13 protein-coding genes are annotated in these 15,816 nt (G+C 64.3%); 9 read left to right on the top strand and 4 right to left on the bottom strand.

Features of this window, described 5'->3' with window-relative positions; all coding sequences use genetic code 11:
• The first annotated feature begins 14 nt into the window (after positions 1–14).
• A complete protein-coding gene (locus tag M2395_RS29105; protein WP_011063682.1) occupies positions 15–656 on the top strand; it encodes an oxidoreductase in 642 nt (213 codons plus the stop codon).
• 60 nt (positions 657–716) lie between these two features.
• On the opposite strand, the gene M2395_RS29100 is transcribed toward M2395_RS29105, so the two are convergent.
• The 4 genes from M2395_RS29100 to M2395_RS29085 all read right to left on the bottom strand — a co-directional run bounded on the left by M2395_RS29100 (position 717) and on the right by M2395_RS29085 (position 5,029).
• On the bottom strand, positions 717–1,004 hold the full coding sequence (locus M2395_RS29100) for a YceK/YidQ family lipoprotein (protein ID WP_015637176.1): 288 nt from the start codon (positions 1,002–1,004) through the stop codon (positions 717–719).
• Positions 997–1,629 (bottom strand): flavin prenyltransferase UbiX, encoded by a 633-nt coding sequence (gene ubiX / locus M2395_RS29095; protein WP_041120005.1) that lies wholly within the window; start codon positions 1,627–1,629, stop codon positions 997–999. Before ubiX ends, M2395_RS29100 begins: the two co-directional genes overlap by 8 nt.
• Complete coding sequence (gene mpl, locus M2395_RS29090) at positions 1,626–2,975, bottom strand: UDP-N-acetylmuramate:L-alanyl-gamma-D-glutamyl-meso-diaminopimelate ligase (RefSeq protein WP_123431461.1); 1,350 nt, start codon at positions 2,973–2,975, stop codon at positions 1,626–1,628. Before mpl ends, ubiX begins: the two co-directional genes overlap by 4 nt.
• Before the next feature lie 131 nt (positions 2,976–3,106).
• Positions 3,107–5,029: a sigma-54-dependent Fis family transcriptional regulator gene (locus M2395_RS29085; RefSeq protein ID WP_123431460.1), complete on the bottom strand. Its 1,923-nt coding sequence runs from the start codon at positions 5,027–5,029 to the stop codon at positions 3,107–3,109.
• Positions 5,030–5,404: 375 nt separating this feature from the next.
• On the opposite strand from M2395_RS29085, the gene M2395_RS29080 reads away from it, so the two are divergent.
• From M2395_RS29080 to M2395_RS29045, 8 genes are all read left to right on the top strand, one after another.
• Positions 5,405–6,925 (top strand): aldehyde dehydrogenase family protein, encoded by a 1,521-nt coding sequence (locus M2395_RS29080; RefSeq protein WP_011063687.1) that lies wholly within the window; start codon positions 5,405–5,407, stop codon positions 6,923–6,925.
• 177 nt (positions 6,926–7,102) lie between these two features.
• Positions 7,103–8,383 (top strand): ethanolamine utilization protein EutH, encoded by a 1,281-nt coding sequence (gene eutH, locus M2395_RS29075; RefSeq protein WP_011063688.1) that lies wholly within the window; start codon positions 7,103–7,105, stop codon positions 8,381–8,383.
• A 25-nt stretch (positions 8,384–8,408) separates the two neighbouring features.
• A complete protein-coding gene (locus tag M2395_RS29070) occupies positions 8,409–9,845 on the top strand; it encodes an ethanolamine ammonia-lyase reactivating factor EutA (RefSeq protein ID WP_011063689.1) in 1,437 nt (478 codons plus the stop codon).
• A gap of 29 nt (positions 9,846–9,874) precedes the next feature.
• Complete coding sequence (locus M2395_RS29065; protein WP_015637180.1) at positions 9,875–12,070, top strand: ethanolamine ammonia-lyase; 2,196 nt, start codon at positions 9,875–9,877, stop codon at positions 12,068–12,070.
• 51 nt (positions 12,071–12,121) lie between these two features.
• A complete protein-coding gene (locus M2395_RS29060; protein WP_011063691.1) occupies positions 12,122–13,516 on the top strand; it encodes an ethanolamine ammonia-lyase subunit EutB in 1,395 nt (464 codons plus the stop codon).
• Positions 13,517–13,527: 11 nt separating this feature from the next.
• Complete coding sequence (eutC, locus tag M2395_RS29055; protein ID WP_041120010.1) at positions 13,528–14,352, top strand: ethanolamine ammonia-lyase subunit EutC; 825 nt, start codon at positions 13,528–13,530, stop codon at positions 14,350–14,352.
• Between the two features lie 106 nt (positions 14,353–14,458).
• Entirely contained in the window at positions 14,459–14,917 is a 459-nt protein-coding gene (locus tag M2395_RS29050) for an N-acetyltransferase (protein WP_011063693.1), read from the top strand.
• A gap of 242 nt (positions 14,918–15,159) precedes the next feature.
• Complete coding sequence (locus M2395_RS29045; protein WP_011063694.1) at positions 15,160–15,816, top strand: DedA family protein; 657 nt, start codon at positions 15,160–15,162, stop codon at positions 15,814–15,816.

Genomic DNA, 15,816 nt, shown 5'->3' with positions numbered 1-15,816 from the left:
AAGGGGAAATGACCATGTACTTGACGCCTCAGCATATCCTGCTCGCCGGCGCCTCCGGCCTGACCGGGGAGCAACTGCTCGATCGTCTGCTCAACGAGCCCACCATCACCCGCGTCCTCGCGCCCAGCAGACGCCCACTGAGCGAACACCCACGCCTGGAAAACCCGGTCGGCGACCCCGCCGTATTCCTGCCGCAACTCAGCGGCAAAGTGGAAATCGCCTTCTGCTGCCTGGGTACCACCCTCAAGCAGGCCGGTTCCGAAGCCGCTTTTCGCGCGGTGGACCTGGACATGGTGGTGGCCTTCGGCAAACGCGCGCGGGAGCTGGGCGCACGGCACCTGATCGTGATCAGCGCCCTGGGCGCCGACCCCAAGTCGTCGATCTTCTACAACCGGGTCAAAGGTGAAATGGAAGAAGCACTGAAACTGCAGGGCTGGCCACAACTGACCATCTGCCGGCCATCACTGCTGCTGGGGGATCGCATCGAACCGCGCCTGGGCGAACAGCTGGCCGGACCACTGTCGCGGCTGATACCGGGCAAGTACCGCGGGATCGAAGCCTGCCAACTGGCCCGGGCCATGTGGCGCCTGGCCCTGGAAGAGCAGACCGGCACGCGCATCGTCGAGTCCGACGAACTACGCAAGCTGGGCAAATGAATCGCTCGCCCGCGAGCCACTCCTGCACACACCTGTAGGAGCCGGCTTGCCGGCGAAGCACTACAACCCGCCCGTTGCCTGAAACCCCACCCCCAATACCGTCAGCACCGACAGCGGCAGCAACAGGGTATCGAGCAGGGCACTGGCTGGCAGATCCACGCCAGGATAGCTCGGTGCCTCGGCGCCAAAGCGGTCCATGGCGCAGCACCCACCCTGCATCGCATACAAGTCCAGGCGCGTCCCCGAATACACCACCGGCGCCCCGGGCTGGGCGGCATTCAAGGTCCGGGCCGTGGCACAGCCGCCCAGTTGCAGGGCGGCCAACAGCACCAGTAGGGGCTTACTCATCGCTGCTCAGATGATGCTCGCCCCAGCGCGGCAACATGTCCTGCGGGATGCTCAACAGATTGAGAATCCGCGCGACGACAAAATCCACCAGGTCATCGATGGTCTGCGGCTGGTGATAGAAGCCCGGCGAGGCCGGCAGAATGGTCACGCCCATGTTCGACAACTTGAGCATGTGCTCCAGGTGAATGCTGGAGTACGGCGCCTCGCGAGGCACCAGAATCAACTGCCGGCGCTCCTTGAGGGTCACGTCCGCGGCGCGCTCGATCAGGTTGTTGCAGGCACCGGTGGCAATCGCCGACAAGGTGCCGGTGGAGCACGGCACCACTACCATCGCCGCCGGCGAGCCGGAGCCCGAGGCCACCGGCGACATCCAGTCCTCCTTGCCATAAACGCGGATCTGCCCCGCCGACGCACCGGTGTATTCGGTGAGGAAGGCCTGCATGGTCTGCGGCTTGGGCGGCAGGGTCACATCGGTTTCCGTGGCCATGACCAATTGCGCAGCCTTGGAGATCAGAAAATGCACCTCTCGGTCCTCACGCACCAGGCAGTCCAGCAGGCGCAGGCCGTACTGGGCGCCCGAGGCACCGGTCATGGCCAGGGTGATGCGTTCCGGGCCGTTGTTCATCGCAGCGCCTCGGCCAGTTTGCCGTGCAGGCCGCCAAAGCCGCCGTTGCTCATGATCACCACCTGGGTGCCCGGCTTGGCCTGGCTCTTCACCCGCTCGATGATGCCTTCCAGAGAGTCGCTGACAATCGACGGCACCGTGCACAAGGCCGCCGTGGCGGCCAGATCCCAGCCCAGGTTGGCCGGGGCATACCAGATCACCTGATCGGCCTGGTTGACGCTTTCCGGCAGGCCATCACGGTGCGCGCCGAGCTTCATGGAGTTGGAGCGCGGCTCGATGATGGCGATCACCGGGGCATCGCCAACCCGCTTGCGCAAGCCATCCAGCGTAGTGGCGATGGCCGTCGGGTGATGGGCGAAATCATCGTAGATGGTCACGCCATGCACTTCGGCGACTTTCTCCATGCGCCGCTTCACGCTCTTGAACGCGCTCAGGCCGGCAATGCCCATCGACGGCACCACGCCCACATGGCGTGCCGCAGCCAGGGTGGCCAGGGCATTGGCAACGTTGTGCTGGCCGGTCAGCTCCCACTCCACCACGCCCTGGCTCACGCCTTCGAACATCACCTCGAAGGCCGAACCGTCGGTGCTCAGCAACTTGACCTGCCACTGGCCACCGGCGCCGGTAGTCTGCACCGGGGTCCAGCAGCCCATCTCGATCACCCGCTGCAAGGCAGGCTCGGTGGTGGGATGGATCACCAGGCCTTCGCTGGGAATGGTCCGTACCAGATGGTGGAACTGCCGCTCGATAGCCGGAAGATCAGGGAAGATGTCCGCATGATCGAATTCCAGGTTATTGAGGATCGCGGTCCGTGGGCGGTAGTGGACGAACTTCGAGCGCTTGTCGAAGAAGGCGCTGTCGTACTCATCAGCCTCGATCACGAAGAACGGCGTACCGCCCAAGCGCGCGGAGACGGCGAAATTCTGTGGCACGCCGCCGATCAGGAAGCCCGGGCTCATGCCCGCATGCTCCAGGACCCAGGCCAGCATGCTGCTGGTGGTGGTCTTGCCGTGGGTCCCGGCCACCGCCAGTACCCAACGCCCCTGCAGCACATGGTCGGCCAGCCATTGCGGGCCGGACACATAGGGCAGGCCCTTGTTCAGCACGTACTCCACCGCCGGGTTGCCGCGGGACATGGCATTGCCGATCACCACCAGGTCCGGCGCCGGGTCCAGCTGGGCAGGATCGTAGCCCTGGGTCAGCTCGATGCCCTGGGCCTGCAACTGGGTGCTCATCGGTGGATACACGTTAGCGTCGGAACCGGTGACGTGATGGCCCAGCTCTTTGGCCAGAACCGCCATCGACCCCATGAAAGTGCCGCAGATACCGAGAATATGGATGTGCATAGTCGACCTCGAAAAACATCGGCGCAGGTTAGCGTAGAGGGCTGCAAATCGCACCCATTAGCTGACCGGGAGGTTGCTGCTGGCCTGCGCCGGCGCAAGCCCGACGGGCCAGCAGCGGCCGGCAGCTCGGACTATCGCGCGATGCCGTGCTTGCGCAGCTTTCTATAGAGGGTGTTGCGGCTCACGCCCAACTGCTCGGCGGTATGGGTCATGTGCCAGCGCTGCTGCTCCAGGGCCGCCAGCAACGCCACCCGCTCGGCATCCTCCAGTGGCCGCTCCGGCACCTCTGCTTCCGCTTCGCCCAGCGGCGCCGGGCGGCTGTGGCGGATCAGCGGCGGCAGATCATCCAGGCCAATGCGGCCGTTTTCACACAAGGCCGCCAGGGTACGCAGCACGTTGCGCAATTGCCGCACGTTACCCGGCCAGGAATAACTCAACAGGCTCTGGCGCACCGCTTCCTCCAGCATCACCGGCTGGCCGCCCGCCTCTTCGGCCAGGAGGAAATCCAGCAACTGGGATTTGTCGCTGCGATCGCGCAAGGCCGGCAAGGCGATCTCCAGGCCATTGAGCCGGTAATACAGGTCCTCACGGAAGCTACCGTCGCGCACCCGCTCCAGCAGGTCACGGTGGGTCGCGCTGATGATGCGCACGTTGACCGGTTGCGGCTCGCCGCCGATCGGCACCACCAGCCGATCCTCCAGTACCCGCAGCAAACGGGTCTGCAGGGCCAGGGGCATATCGCCGATTTCATCGAGGAACAAGGTACCGCCATCAGCCTGCTGCAACTTGCCGCGCATGCCCTCCTTGCGCGCCCCGGTAAAGCTGCCGCCGCGATAACCGAACAGCTCGCTCTCGATCAGGCTTTCCGGGATAGCCGCGCAGTTGAGCGCGACAAAGGCCTTGCCCGCCCGCGCGCTGCCCTGGTGCACCGCCTTGGCGAAGGCCTCCTTGCCGGAGCCGGTCTCGCCATTGATCAGCAACGGCACATCGCGCTCGAACACTCGCGAGGCGCGGCGAAAATCGTTCTGCAGGCCGTCATCCCCCAGGCAGATCCCCGAGGGCCGCGCCGGCGCAATGGCCTGCGGTGCCCGCAGCACCGCTGGTTGTGCGGCCGGCTGTGGCTGGCCGCGCAACAAGGCGAACAGGCGTCGCCCGTCCCGGGTGCGCAATGGCCAACTGGCGCTGGCATTGATACTGGCGCGGCCGAGCAGTTCATCCAGGGAGCAGTCGAAAAAGCTTTCCACCGGCTTGCCCAGCAACCCGCCGCGAATATGCCCCAGCAGGTTCAGGGCGCTCTGGTTCACCGCACAGATCCGGCCATCGCCATCGAACGCCAGCAGGCCCTCGCTGAACAGCCCCACCGACTCCGCCTGCAGATGAAAGCGCAGCAGCCACTGGTTCTCGAAATAACGCAGGAAATAGCAGCTCTCGATCATCTTCGCCGACAGATTGACCAGGGCCATGGTGTGGAACTGGCTCTGCCGGGACACGTCCTGGCGCGCCGACGACACATCCAGCACCGCCAGCAACTCGCCATGGGGGTCGAACACCGGGCTCGCAGAGCAGGTCAGGCCGGTGTGCCGGCCGCGGAAATGCTCGCCCTGGTGAATGGTCAGCGGCTGGCGCTCCACCAGGCAGGTGCCGATGCCGTTGGTGCCCTCCCGGGCCTCGCTCCAATCGGCGCCCAGCCACAGTCCGGCATGCTCGAAGATCTTGCGTTCGCTGGGGGCGGTAATGCAGTTGAGGATCACGCCCCGGGCATCGGTCAGCAGCACCGCATGCCCGGCGCCGGACAGTTGTTGGTGCAGGTTGGCCATCTCGGTGCCGGCAATCTGCAAGACATCTTGCAGGCGCTCGCGGCTCTCCAACAGGCGGCCATGTTCAAGCACCGTAGGGGCCATGACCTGGGCCGGGTCGAGATGATAGTCCTCGAGGCAGCGCAGCCAGGAGCGGGCAATGGAAGGATCGCTGCCCGGGCCCTGCAAATGAGCCTTGCCCTGGGCCACGGTGAGCACCTGCTGGGCATGCCGGCTCAAGTAATTGCTAGTGTGCATTTCTTATTATTCTCCTGCTGCGCTGTCACGCTCAGACGAAATACTGTCGCCACTGCCGGGCTGCAATCGACTACGAAGGAGGAATGCTCATCAGACTTGTCCGACAAGATTCGACACGCGAACCAGCATCCTCCAGGCGCTGCTGCATTGCAATGCCGGCTTGACTCCCGAGTCACAGGTTGTGCCACTTAGGTTACAAACTGTCACTCAAGCCTGTACCGGATCCGTCACAGCGCCCCGTAGCGGTCCCCTCGAAACATCCGCAAACCCTTGATGCATATGGCCTGTAGCACGCTGGCCCGACCTTTGCTCTACGCTTGATATGCGCTACGGCGCGTCCTCCCCCATAAGCATAAAAGCCAGGAGATACCCACCATGCGTTACGCACACCCCGGTACTGAAGGCGCTATCGTTTCGTTCAAGAGCAAGTACGGTAACTACATCGGCGGCGAATTCGTCGCGCCTGTCAAAGGCCAGTACTTCACCAACACCTCGCCGGTCAACGGCCAGCCAATTGCCGAATTCCCCCGCTCCACCGCCGAAGACATCGACAAGGCGCTGGACGCTGCCCACGCCGCCGCCGACGCCTGGGGCGCCACCTCGGTGCAGGCGCGCTCGCTGATCCTGCTGAAGATTGCCGACCGCATCGAACAGAACCTCGAACTGCTGGCCATCACCGAAACCTGGGACAACGGCAAGGCCGTGCGCGAAACCCTGAACGCCGACATTCCCCTGGCCGCCGACCACTTCCGCTACTTCGCCGGTTGCCTGCGGGCCCAGGAAGGCAGCGCTGCGGAAATCGACGGCAACACCGTGGCCTATCACATCCATGAACCCCTGGGCGTGGTCGGGCAGATCATCCCGTGGAACTTCCCGATCCTGATGGCCGCCTGGAAACTCGCCCCGGCCCTGGCAGCGGGCAACTGCGTGGTACTCAAGCCCGCCGAGCAGACCCCGCTGGGCATCACCGTGCTCATGGAAGTGATCGGCGACCTGCTGCCACCCGGCGTACTCAACGTGGTGCAAGGTTTTGGCCGCGAAGCCGGCGAAGCCCTGGCCACCAGCAAGCGCATCGCCAAGATCGCCTTCACCGGCTCGACTCCGGTGGGCTCGCACATCATGAAGTGCGCCGCCGAGAACATCATTCCGTCCACCGTGGAACTGGGCGGCAAGTCGCCGAACATCTTCTTCGAAGACATCATGCAGGCCGAGCCCAAGTTCATCGAAAAGGCCGCCGAAGGCCTGGTGCTGGCATTCTTCAACCAGGGTGAAGTCTGCACCTGCCCATCCCGCGCCCTGGTGCAGGAATCGATCTACGACGAATTCATGCAAGTGGTGATGAAGAAGATCGAGCAGATCAAGCGTGGCGACCCACTGGACACCGACACCATGGTCGGCGCCCAGGCTTCCGAGCAGCAGTTCGACAAGATCCTCTCCTACCTCGACATCGCCAAGAACGAAGGTGCGCAGCTGCTCACCGGCGGCAAGGTGGAAAAACTCGAGGGCGACCTGTCCAGCGGCTACTACATCCAGCCGACCCTGCTCAAGGGCACCAACAAGATGCGCGTGTTCCAGGAGGAAATCTTCGGCCCGGTGGTCAGCGTCACCACCTTCAAGGACGAAGCCGAAGCCCTGGCGATCGCCAACGACACCGAGTTCGGCCTGGGTGCCGGGGTCTGGACCCGCGACATCAACCGCGCCTACCGCATGGGCCGCGGGATCAAGGCCGGCCGCGTCTGGACCAACTGCTACCACCTGTACCCGGCCCACGCCGCGTTCGGTGGCTACAAGAAATCCGGCGTCGGCCGTGAAACCCACAAGATGATGCTCGACCACTACCAGCAGACCAAGAACCTGCTGGTGAGCTACGACATCAACCCGCTGGGCTTCTTCTGATCGATCCTCCCGGCGGCACAGGCCGCCGGGAGGCCTTTTCGCGGCCCTGCCGCACAGGTTCACCTGCTCTGATCCGGTGCCGACGGCTTGCCGGACGGGACACTGCTGTCGGAAGTTCTGCGCCAAACCAGTCGTGCACAGACCCTGCTTGAAAAACAATAACAAGGGACAAACGCAATGGATCAGATCGGCAACTACGTGCTCTACCTCATCATGCTCTGCGCCGTACTTGGCGCCTTCGCCGCCATTTATGACAGCGAGCGAGGCCTGGGCAAGGAATTCATGGAAGGCATTCACGCCACCGGCTACATCTTCGTGCCGGCCGCGGGCATCATGGCCTCCATCCCCTATCTCACCGTGGTCATCGAAACCGTCTTCGGACCGTTCTTCAATTCCCTGGGAGCCGATCCGGCCCTGGCGGCGACCATGATCATCGCCTCGGACATGGGCGGCTATCAGCTGGCCTCGGCCCTGGCCGCCAGCAAGGAAGCGCTGGTAATGGCGCTGATCACCGGCTTCATGGGTGGCGCCACCATCGTCTTCTCGATCCCCATGGGCCTGGCGATGCTCGACAAGCGCGACCACAAGTACATGGCCCTGGGGATCATGTCCGGGATCCTCACCATTCCCGTGGGCGTAATGATCGCCAGCCTGATCCTGGCCTTCAGCAACCCGCAGGTACGCGAACTGGTCAGCACCAGCGGCGAAGCCAGCTACCAACTGGCCCTGGGCCTGGGCAGCATCTTCGCCAACCTGCTGCCGATCCTGATCTTCGTCGTGGCCCTGGCCCTGGGCCTGCGCTTTTTGCCGGACATGATGATCAAGGGTTTCATCATCTTCGGCCGGGCCATGGACGCGGCGATCAAGCTGGTACTGGTGTTCTCCATCGTCGAGTACTTCACCGGGGCCTTCTCCGCGGTGTTCGGCGGCTGGGGCTTCCACCCGATCATCGCCGACGCCGAGGACCAGACCCGCGCCCTGGAAACCGCCGGCTACATCGGCATCATGCTGGCCGGCGCCTTCCCCATGGTCTACCTGCTGCGCAAGTACCTGGGCAAGCCCCTGGAAAACCTCGGCGGCAAGATCGGCCTCAGCGCGGTAGGCAGTGCCGGCATGCTGGCCACCATCGCCAACATCCTGGCCATGTTCCGCCTGGTGCGCTTCATGCCGCCCAAGGACAAGGTGGTGAACATCGCCTTCGGTGTCTGCGCCGCCTTCCTGCTGGGGGACCACCTGTCCTTCACCGCCAACTTCCAGCCGACCATCATCCTCCCGGTATTGATCGGCAAGATCAGCGCCGGCTTCGTCGCGGTGGGACTGGCCTATTGGCTATCGGTGCCCAAGGCCCTGCAACTGGAAGCCCAGGACCGGGCTGCCGGAATCATCGGCGAAGGCGAGTACCTGGGCGGCACGGCCCTGGAAACCCCGGAACCGGCAGGCCAGAAGGCCACGGCCTGACTCCGGCGCGGCGAGGAACGCCTGCATGCAAGCCTTCACCGGCGGCGCCCAGGTCTTGCTGCTGGGGCTGGACTTCGGGTCCACCACCAGCAGCGTGCTGATTGCCCAGGCCAGCCTCAGCAGCCACTGCATCACCGGGCGCATGGCCCTCAACGAACCCCGGGTGCTGTTTCGCGGCGACCCGGTGTTCACGCCCTTCAAGGATGAAGTCATCGATGAAGCCGCGATCCGCGGCCTGATCGAAACCTGGCTTGAACAGGCGGACGTGCGCCCGCAGCAGTTGTTTTCCGGCGGGGTGATCATCACCGGGCTGGCGGCCCGGCGGCACAACGCCCAGGCCCTGGCGCAACTGGTGGGGCAACTGATCGGTAACGCACTGATCACCCGTGCCGACGATGGCGGCCTGGAGTCCTGGCTGGCGTTCATGGGCAGTTGCTCGGCCCTGAGCCGCTTTCACGCGCAGCAGCCCATGCTCAACCTGGATATCGGCGGTGGCACCACCAATGCCGCCTGGGGCCTGGAGGGCAATGTGCTGGCCAGCGGTTGCCATTTCATCGGTGCCCGGCACCTGCAATTCGAGCCGGGCAGCTATCGGCTCAGCGGAATGTCGGAGTTCGGCCGGGCCCTGCTCGATCACCTGGCGATTGGCAAAACATCCGGACAACTCCTCGACAGCTCACAACTGCAGGCCGTGCTGGATTGGTACATCGACGCCCTGCTGGCGCTCGTGTCGGGGGACCGAGCGTTCTTTGCCAGCCCGCTGGGCCGGTTGACGGAGCAACTGCCGCTGAACCTGCCGGCTCACGAACCTGATGTGGCGCTGACCTTTTCCGGTGGCGTCGGCGAGTTGCTGTATCGGCACTTGCAGGGTGAAACCCTGCCCGGCACCACCCACTACGGCGACCTGGGCATCGACCTGGCCCTGGCCATTGCCCGCCAGCCGCGGCTGGTGCGTGACGCCCGCCGCCTGGTCCCGGAAAACCGTGGCCGGGCCACGGTCTACGGGCTGACCCTGCACAACACCGAAATCTCCGGCAGCACCTTGTTCCTGCCCCGGCCCGAAGCACTGCCGCTCAAGGACCTGCCCATCGTTGCCCGTCTATCGGTGCGCGCCTCCCGGCAGCAACTGGAGGCGGCCCTGGAACTGGCCCTGAGCAGCCGCGACGGTGCCTGCCTGCAATTGCTCGATGGCGGCCAGGCGCCAGGCCTGGAAGAAATACGCCACCTCGGCGCCCTGCTGTGCCGGGCCCTGGGCACTGCCCGCCCGGCTCCCCAATGGCCGCTGGTGCTGCTGTTGGAGAGCAACGTCGGCAAGGTCCTGGGCAACTACGCCACGGATTGGGGGCGCAGTTCTTGCAACCTGATCGTCATCGACGAAGTACGTGAACGCTCGGCGCACTTCATCAATCTGGGAACACCCCATCAGCACATAGTGCCCGTCGCCTTTTACGGTGTGCACTGATGCCGATGCCGGCCAAGGAGAGTCTTGCCATGTCACTCACCGAACTGCAGCACATCCGCCTTCCCGTCGTCCCGGCCGAACGTGGCTACAGCACCCGCGTGCTGGATCGCCAGATCGCCTTCGACAGCCTCAAGGCGGTGCTCGGCGCCGCCGACATCAGCAAGGCCGGGGACCGTGTGGCGGGGCTGGCCGCCGTGGATGAAATCACTCGCGAAGCAGCGCGCAAGGTGCTCTCGGAACTGACCCTGGATCACTATTTCCAGCACCCGCTGACCGACCGCCACGGCCATATCGACAGTGTCATGCAGGTCAACTACGACATCGACCACGAAGTGTTCGGGGAAATCGCCCCTCTTACCCTGGGCGCCCTGAAAGATCGCCTGCTGCGCAGCCACGGCACCGAAATACGCCGCATCGGCCGCGCCCTGACCGGGGTGATGGTGGCCGCCCTGGCCAAGCTGCTGGATGTGCATGAACTGATCCTGCTGTCGAAAAAGCTCAAGAGTGGCGCGGCCGCCAAGGCCCGAACCCTGGTGGGCCTGCCCGGCACCCTGTCGTCGCGCTTGCAGCCCAACCATCCCACCGACAACCTCAGCGGCATCACCCTGCTGGTCTACACCGGCCTGAGCATGGGCTCGGGGGACGCGTTGATCGGCCTCAACCCGGCCATCGACACCGTGGACAACATCAGCGCCACGCTCCACCACCTGGACAAGCTGCGCCGGGAAACCGGAGCACCCACCCAAATCTGCGTGCTGTCCCATATCAAGACCCAACTGGCCTGCCTCGACCAGGGCGCTCCAGTGGAGATCATGTTCCAGAGCCTGGCGGGCACCGAACGTACCCTGACCGACGAGTTCGACGTTACCGTGCAACTGCTGGACCAGGCCTGGCAGACCATGGCCGAGCGCGGCCCGCTGCGGGACGTGGCGGAAAACTTCATGTACTTCGAGACTGGCCAGGGCAGCGAGCTGACCTACGGCAAGCACGAAGGCATCGACATGACCACCTGCGAAGCCCTGTGCTACGGGCTTGCCCGGCGCTACCGGCCGTACATGGTGAACAACGTCACCGGCTTCATCGGCCCGGAAACCCACCTCGACAACTTCGAGATGACCTATTCCTGCCTGCAGGACCAGTTCATGGGCAAGTTGCTGGGCCTGCCCATGGGCATGGCCCCCTGCTACACCCTGCACTCGCAAGTGACCCTGGAAGGCCAGCAGATGGCCACCGAATTGCTGACTGCCGCAGGCGCCAACTTCTTCATGGACGTGTACCTGAGCACCGACCGCATGCTCGCCTACTTCGACACCAGCGCCCACGACAACCAGACCCTGCGCGAGGTGCACGACCTGGCACCGGCCCCTGAATACCTGCGCTGGGCCCTGGGCAAGGGGATTTTCCAGGAAGACGCCCACGGCAACGTGGAACGCGGGCCGAACTGGGGCAACCCGCGGATTTTCTGCCAGTCGGACATCGACTTCCAGCGCCTGCTGGAATCCACCCCGGCCACCTACGGCTTCGACAACGCCGGGCCGCGCCCGGCCAACAGCGTGTCGCGTACGGTGCGCGCCAACCTGGCAGTGGCCCGCGAGGCAATCTACGTCGACTTGCGCCCCAGCGAAATCGGCGCCATTGCCCTGCGCGAGCTGCGTACCGCTGCCCCGGACAAGCTGGCTCACCTGCAAGACCCGGAGCTGGGCGCGCGGCTGACCGAGGAAGTGCTGCGGCGCCTTAAACCGGAATACAACGACGTGCAGATCGTGATTTCCGACGGCCTCAGCGCCGAGGCCATCCACCACAACATTCCCGAGCTGCTGCCGGTGCTGATGGATGGCCTGCTGAGTCGCGAGCTGCGCATCGGCCAGCCGATCCTCGCGCCTTATGGCCGGGTCAAGCTGGCGGAGTCGGTGGGCGAGGCCCTGCAACCCCAACTGATCATCGTACTGATCGGCGAGCGGCCCGGCGGCGACGCCCTGGCCTCACGGAGCATGTCCGCCTACCTGGGCTACCGCCTGCCGGACGACCAGGCGCGCCGCGCCGCCGCCCAGTTCAGCGGCAATGCCGACATTCGCTATGAATACACAGTGATCTCGAACATCTACAGCGGTGGCCTGCCGCCGCTGGAAGGCGGCAGCCTGGTGGCGGAAAAGGCCTTTGCCATCCTCCATCACCGGGCTGCCGGCAACCGTCTGGAAAACCTGCTGAAGAAGGTGGCATCCTGATGATCCGCCAGCACTCGGCAACGCCCCTACATCGTTGAAACGGAGACTGAGATGGCCCAATTTTCCCACAGCGTAGGTTCTCAGACCTATCGCTTCGACAGCCTCAAGGACGTCATGGCCAAGGCCAGCCCGGCCCGTTCCGGCGACTTTCTGGCCGGGGTTGCCGCCCTCAACGACGGCGAGCGGGTTGCCGCCCAGATGACCCTGGCGGATATACCCCTCAAGCACTTTCTCGAAGAGGTGCTGATTCCCTATGAGTCCGACGAAGTCACCCGGCTGATCATCGACACCCATGACCGCGAGGCCTTCGCCACGGTCAGCCACCTGACCGTGGGCGGCTTTCGCGACTGGCTGCTCAGTGACGCCGCCGACGAACAGAGCCTGCGGGCCCTGGCGCCGGGCCTGACCCCGGAAATGGCCGCCGCGGTGTCGAAGATCATGCGCGTGCAGGACCTGATCCTGGTGGCGCAGAAGATCCGCGTGGTGACCAAGTTTCGCGGCACCCTGGGGCTGCGTGGACGCCTGTCCACCCGCCTGCAGCCCAACCACCCCACCGACGAGCCGGCGGGCATCGCCGCAAGCATTCTCGACGGCCTGCTGTACGGCAACGGCGACGCGATGATCGGCATCAACCCGGCCACCGACAGCATCGCCTCGATCTGCGCCATGCTGGAAATGCTCGATGCCATCATCCAGCGCTACGAGATCCCCACCCAGGCCTGCGTGCTGACCCACGTCACCACCTCCATCGAGGCGATCAATCGCGGCGTGCCCCTGGACCTGGTCTTTCAATCGATTGCCGGCACCGAAGCGGCCAATGCCAGCTTCGGCATCAACCTCAACGTGCTCCAGGAAGGCTATGAAGCAGGCCTGAGCCTGAACCGCGGCACCCTCGGGCAGAACCTGATGTACTTCGAGACCGGCCAGGGCAGCGCCCTGTCGGCCAACGCCCACTTCGGCATCGACCAGCAGACCTGCGAAACCCGCGCCTATGCCGTGGCCCGGCACTTCAAGCCGTTCCTGGTCAATACCGTGGTCGGCTTCATCGGCCCCGAGTACCTGTACAACGGCAAGCAGATCATCCGTGCCGGCCTGGAAGACCACTTCTGCGGCAAGCTGCTGGGCGTGCCCATGGGTTGCGACATCTGCTACACCAACCACGCCGAAGCCGACCAGGACGACATGGATAACCTGCTGACCCTGCTGGGGGTGGCAGGAATCAACTTCATCATGGGCATCCCCGGGTCCGACGACATCATGCTCAACTACCAGACCACGTCCTTCCACGACGCGCTCTATGCCCGGCAGACCCTTGGCCTGAAACCTGCCCCTGAGTTCGAGCAATGGCTGGCCAGGACCGGCATCTTCACTCAGGCCGACGGCAAGGTGCATTTCGGCAACAACCTGCCGCCGGCTTTCCGCCAGGCGCTGGCCCAGTTGGGATAAGGAACAGGCTCATGCAAAAACACCCGACCGATTCGCAGAACCCCTGGCTGGAACTGCGCCGCCTGACTCCCGCGCGCATTGCCCTGGGCCGTACCGGCACCAGCCTGCCCACCGATGCTCAACTGGACTTCCAATACGCCCACGCCCAGGCCCGGGACGCCGTGCACCTGCCCTTCGACCACGCCGGCCTGAGCGCTCAATTGGCCGAGCGCGGACGTGACAGCCTGCTGCTGCACAGCGCCGCCACCGACCGCCACAGCTACCTGCAACGCCCCGACCTGGGACGCCGGCTCAGTGACGACTCGGCCCAGGCCCTGCGCGACTACGCCAGCGCCCATCCCGGCGGGTTCGATCTGGCAGTGGTGGTAGCCGACGGCCTGTCGGCCCTGGCGGTGCATCGCCATACCCTGCCATTTCTGGCACGCATGGAGGAACAGACCGCCGCCGAAGGCTGGTCGCTGTCGCCCGTGGTGCTGGTGGAACAGGGCCGGGTGGCGGTGGCCGACGAGGTCGGGCAACTGCTGGGGGCGAAGATGACGGTGATCCTGATCGGCGAACGCCCGGGGCTCAGTTCCCCCGACAGCCTGGGGCTTTACTTCACCTACCAGCCGAAAATCGGCCTCACCGACGCCTATCGCAACTGCATCTCCAATGTGCGCCTGGAGGGCCTGAGCTACGGCATGGCCGCTCACCGCCTGCTCTACCTGATGCGTGAAGCCTGCCGCCGCCAACTGTCGGGGGTGAACCTCAAAGACGAGGCGCAAGTGCAGACCCTGGACAGCGACGAGCCGGCAGATATGAAGGGCAACTTCCTCCTGGGCCCGCCCCAAGCGTGATTTTGCAAGACGATTGCGCTTTTTCGCCGCTTTGGGCAGCATCGCAACACGGCTGCCCGAGTCATCCAACCTGTGCCGTCACATCCACTTGAAGTTGAGAGCCACCATGCGGATTACTCAAGCAACCCTCGAGCACCTGGATCTGTTGACCCCCTTATTCGTCAAATACCGCGAATTCTATGGCGCACTGCCCTACCCGGATTCGTCCAGGGCCTTCCTGGAAAAACGCCTGCGGCGCAAGGAATCGGTGATCTACCTGGCCCTGGCCGACGACGACAGCAACAAATTGCTGGGCTTCTGCCAGCTGTACCCGAGCTTTTCCTCCCTCTCCCTCAAGCGTGTGTGGATTCTCAACGATATCTACGTTGCCGAAGACGCCCGACGCCAGCTGGTAGCGGACAACCTGATGCGCACCGCGAAGAAGATGGCCAAGGAAACCAACGCCGTGCGCCTACGGGTGTCCACCAGCAGCAACAACGAAGTGGCACGCAAAACCTACGAGTCCATGGGTTTTCGCGAAGATACCGAGTTCAAGAACTACGTCCTGCCCCTCAGCGACGACTGACTCTGCAGACAGCGGCCCCAGGGCCGCTTTGGCATTTCCGCCCCTGACGCGCGCCCTCCCGGCAACCTACCAAGCACCGGCCAAGCCGAAACGCCCCGCTACAATCTGAACACGCATTTCACTTGTCAGCCCTTATAATGCCGACCTTTTCGGATCGTAAGAAAAGCTACACACCCCTGTAGTCCCTTTCTCCGAGTCATCGCACAGGCCTGCCGAGCCAGGCTGTCATCACAGGTGCCCCAATGGATTTCAACCCGATCGACCTAATCCTTCATCTCGACGTTTATCTCGACATGCTGGTGACCAACTACGGGCCCTGGATCTACGCCATCCTGTTCCTGGTGATTTTCTGTGAGACGGGCCTGGTGGTAACCCCCTTCCTGCCCGGCGACTCCTTGCTGTTCATCGCCGGCGCGGTGGCCGCAGGCGGCGGCATGGACCCGGTGCTGCTGGGCGGCCTGCTGATGCTGGCGGCTATCCTTGGCGACAGCACCAACTATGTGATTGGACGAACGGCAGGGGAACGGCTGTTCAGCAACCCCAACTCGAAGATCTTCCGCCGCGACTACCTGCAGAAAACCCACGACTTCTATGAAAAGCACGGCGGCAAGACCGTGACCCTGGCGCGCTTCCTGCCGATCATCCGCACCTTCGCGCCCTTCGTCGCCGGCGTGGCGCGCATGCCTTACCCACGGTTCTTCGCCTTCAGCGTGGCCGGCACCATCCTCTGGGTCGGCGGCCTGGTGACCCTGGGCTACTTCTTCGGCAACGTGCCCTTCATCAAGAAAAACCTCTCGCTGCTGGTGGTGGCCATCATCCTCCTGTCCCTGGTGCCGATGATCATTGGCGTACTGCGCAGCCGTTTTGGCCGCAGTACCGAAAAAGCCGAAACCCGCTAA

It is taken from the genome of Pseudomonas sp. BIGb0176, assembly GCF_024810175.1.
GTDB classification, from domain to species: Bacteria; Pseudomonadota; Gammaproteobacteria; order Pseudomonadales; family Pseudomonadaceae; genus Aquipseudomonas; species Aquipseudomonas protegens.
This window is presented reverse-complemented; position numbering and strand designations above follow the sequence as displayed.

Coding starts and splice junctions, on each gene's coding strand:
- ubiX (WP_041120005.1), bottom strand. CDS start 1,629: ATGAACAACGGCCCGGAACGCATCACCCTGGCCATGACCGGTGCCTCG.
- M2395_RS29050 (WP_011063693.1), top strand. CDS start 14,459: ATGCGGATTACTCAAGCAACCCTCGAGCACCTGGATCTGTTGACCCCC.
- M2395_RS29060 (WP_011063691.1), top strand. CDS start 12,122: ATGGCCCAATTTTCCCACAGCGTAGGTTCTCAGACCTATCGCTTCGAC.
- eutC (WP_041120010.1), top strand. CDS start 13,528: ATGCAAAAACACCCGACCGATTCGCAGAACCCCTGGCTGGAACTGCGC.
- M2395_RS29100 (WP_015637176.1), bottom strand. CDS start 1,004: ATGAGTAAGCCCCTACTGGTGCTGTTGGCCGCCCTGCAACTGGGCGGC.
- eutH (WP_011063688.1), top strand. CDS start 7,103: ATGGATCAGATCGGCAACTACGTGCTCTACCTCATCATGCTCTGCGCC.
- M2395_RS29045 (WP_011063694.1), top strand. CDS start 15,160: ATGGATTTCAACCCGATCGACCTAATCCTTCATCTCGACGTTTATCTC.
- M2395_RS29070 (WP_011063689.1), top strand. CDS start 8,409: ATGCAAGCCTTCACCGGCGGCGCCCAGGTCTTGCTGCTGGGGCTGGAC.
- M2395_RS29105 (WP_011063682.1), top strand. CDS start 15: ATGTACTTGACGCCTCAGCATATCCTGCTCGCCGGCGCCTCCGGCCTG.
- M2395_RS29065 (WP_015637180.1), top strand. CDS start 9,875: ATGTCACTCACCGAACTGCAGCACATCCGCCTTCCCGTCGTCCCGGCC.
- mpl (WP_123431461.1), bottom strand. CDS start 2,975: ATGCACATCCATATTCTCGGTATCTGCGGCACTTTCATGGGGTCGATG.
- M2395_RS29080 (WP_011063687.1), top strand. CDS start 5,405: ATGCGTTACGCACACCCCGGTACTGAAGGCGCTATCGTTTCGTTCAAG.
- M2395_RS29085 (WP_123431460.1), bottom strand. CDS start 5,029: ATGCACACTAGCAATTACTTGAGCCGGCATGCCCAGCAGGTGCTCACC.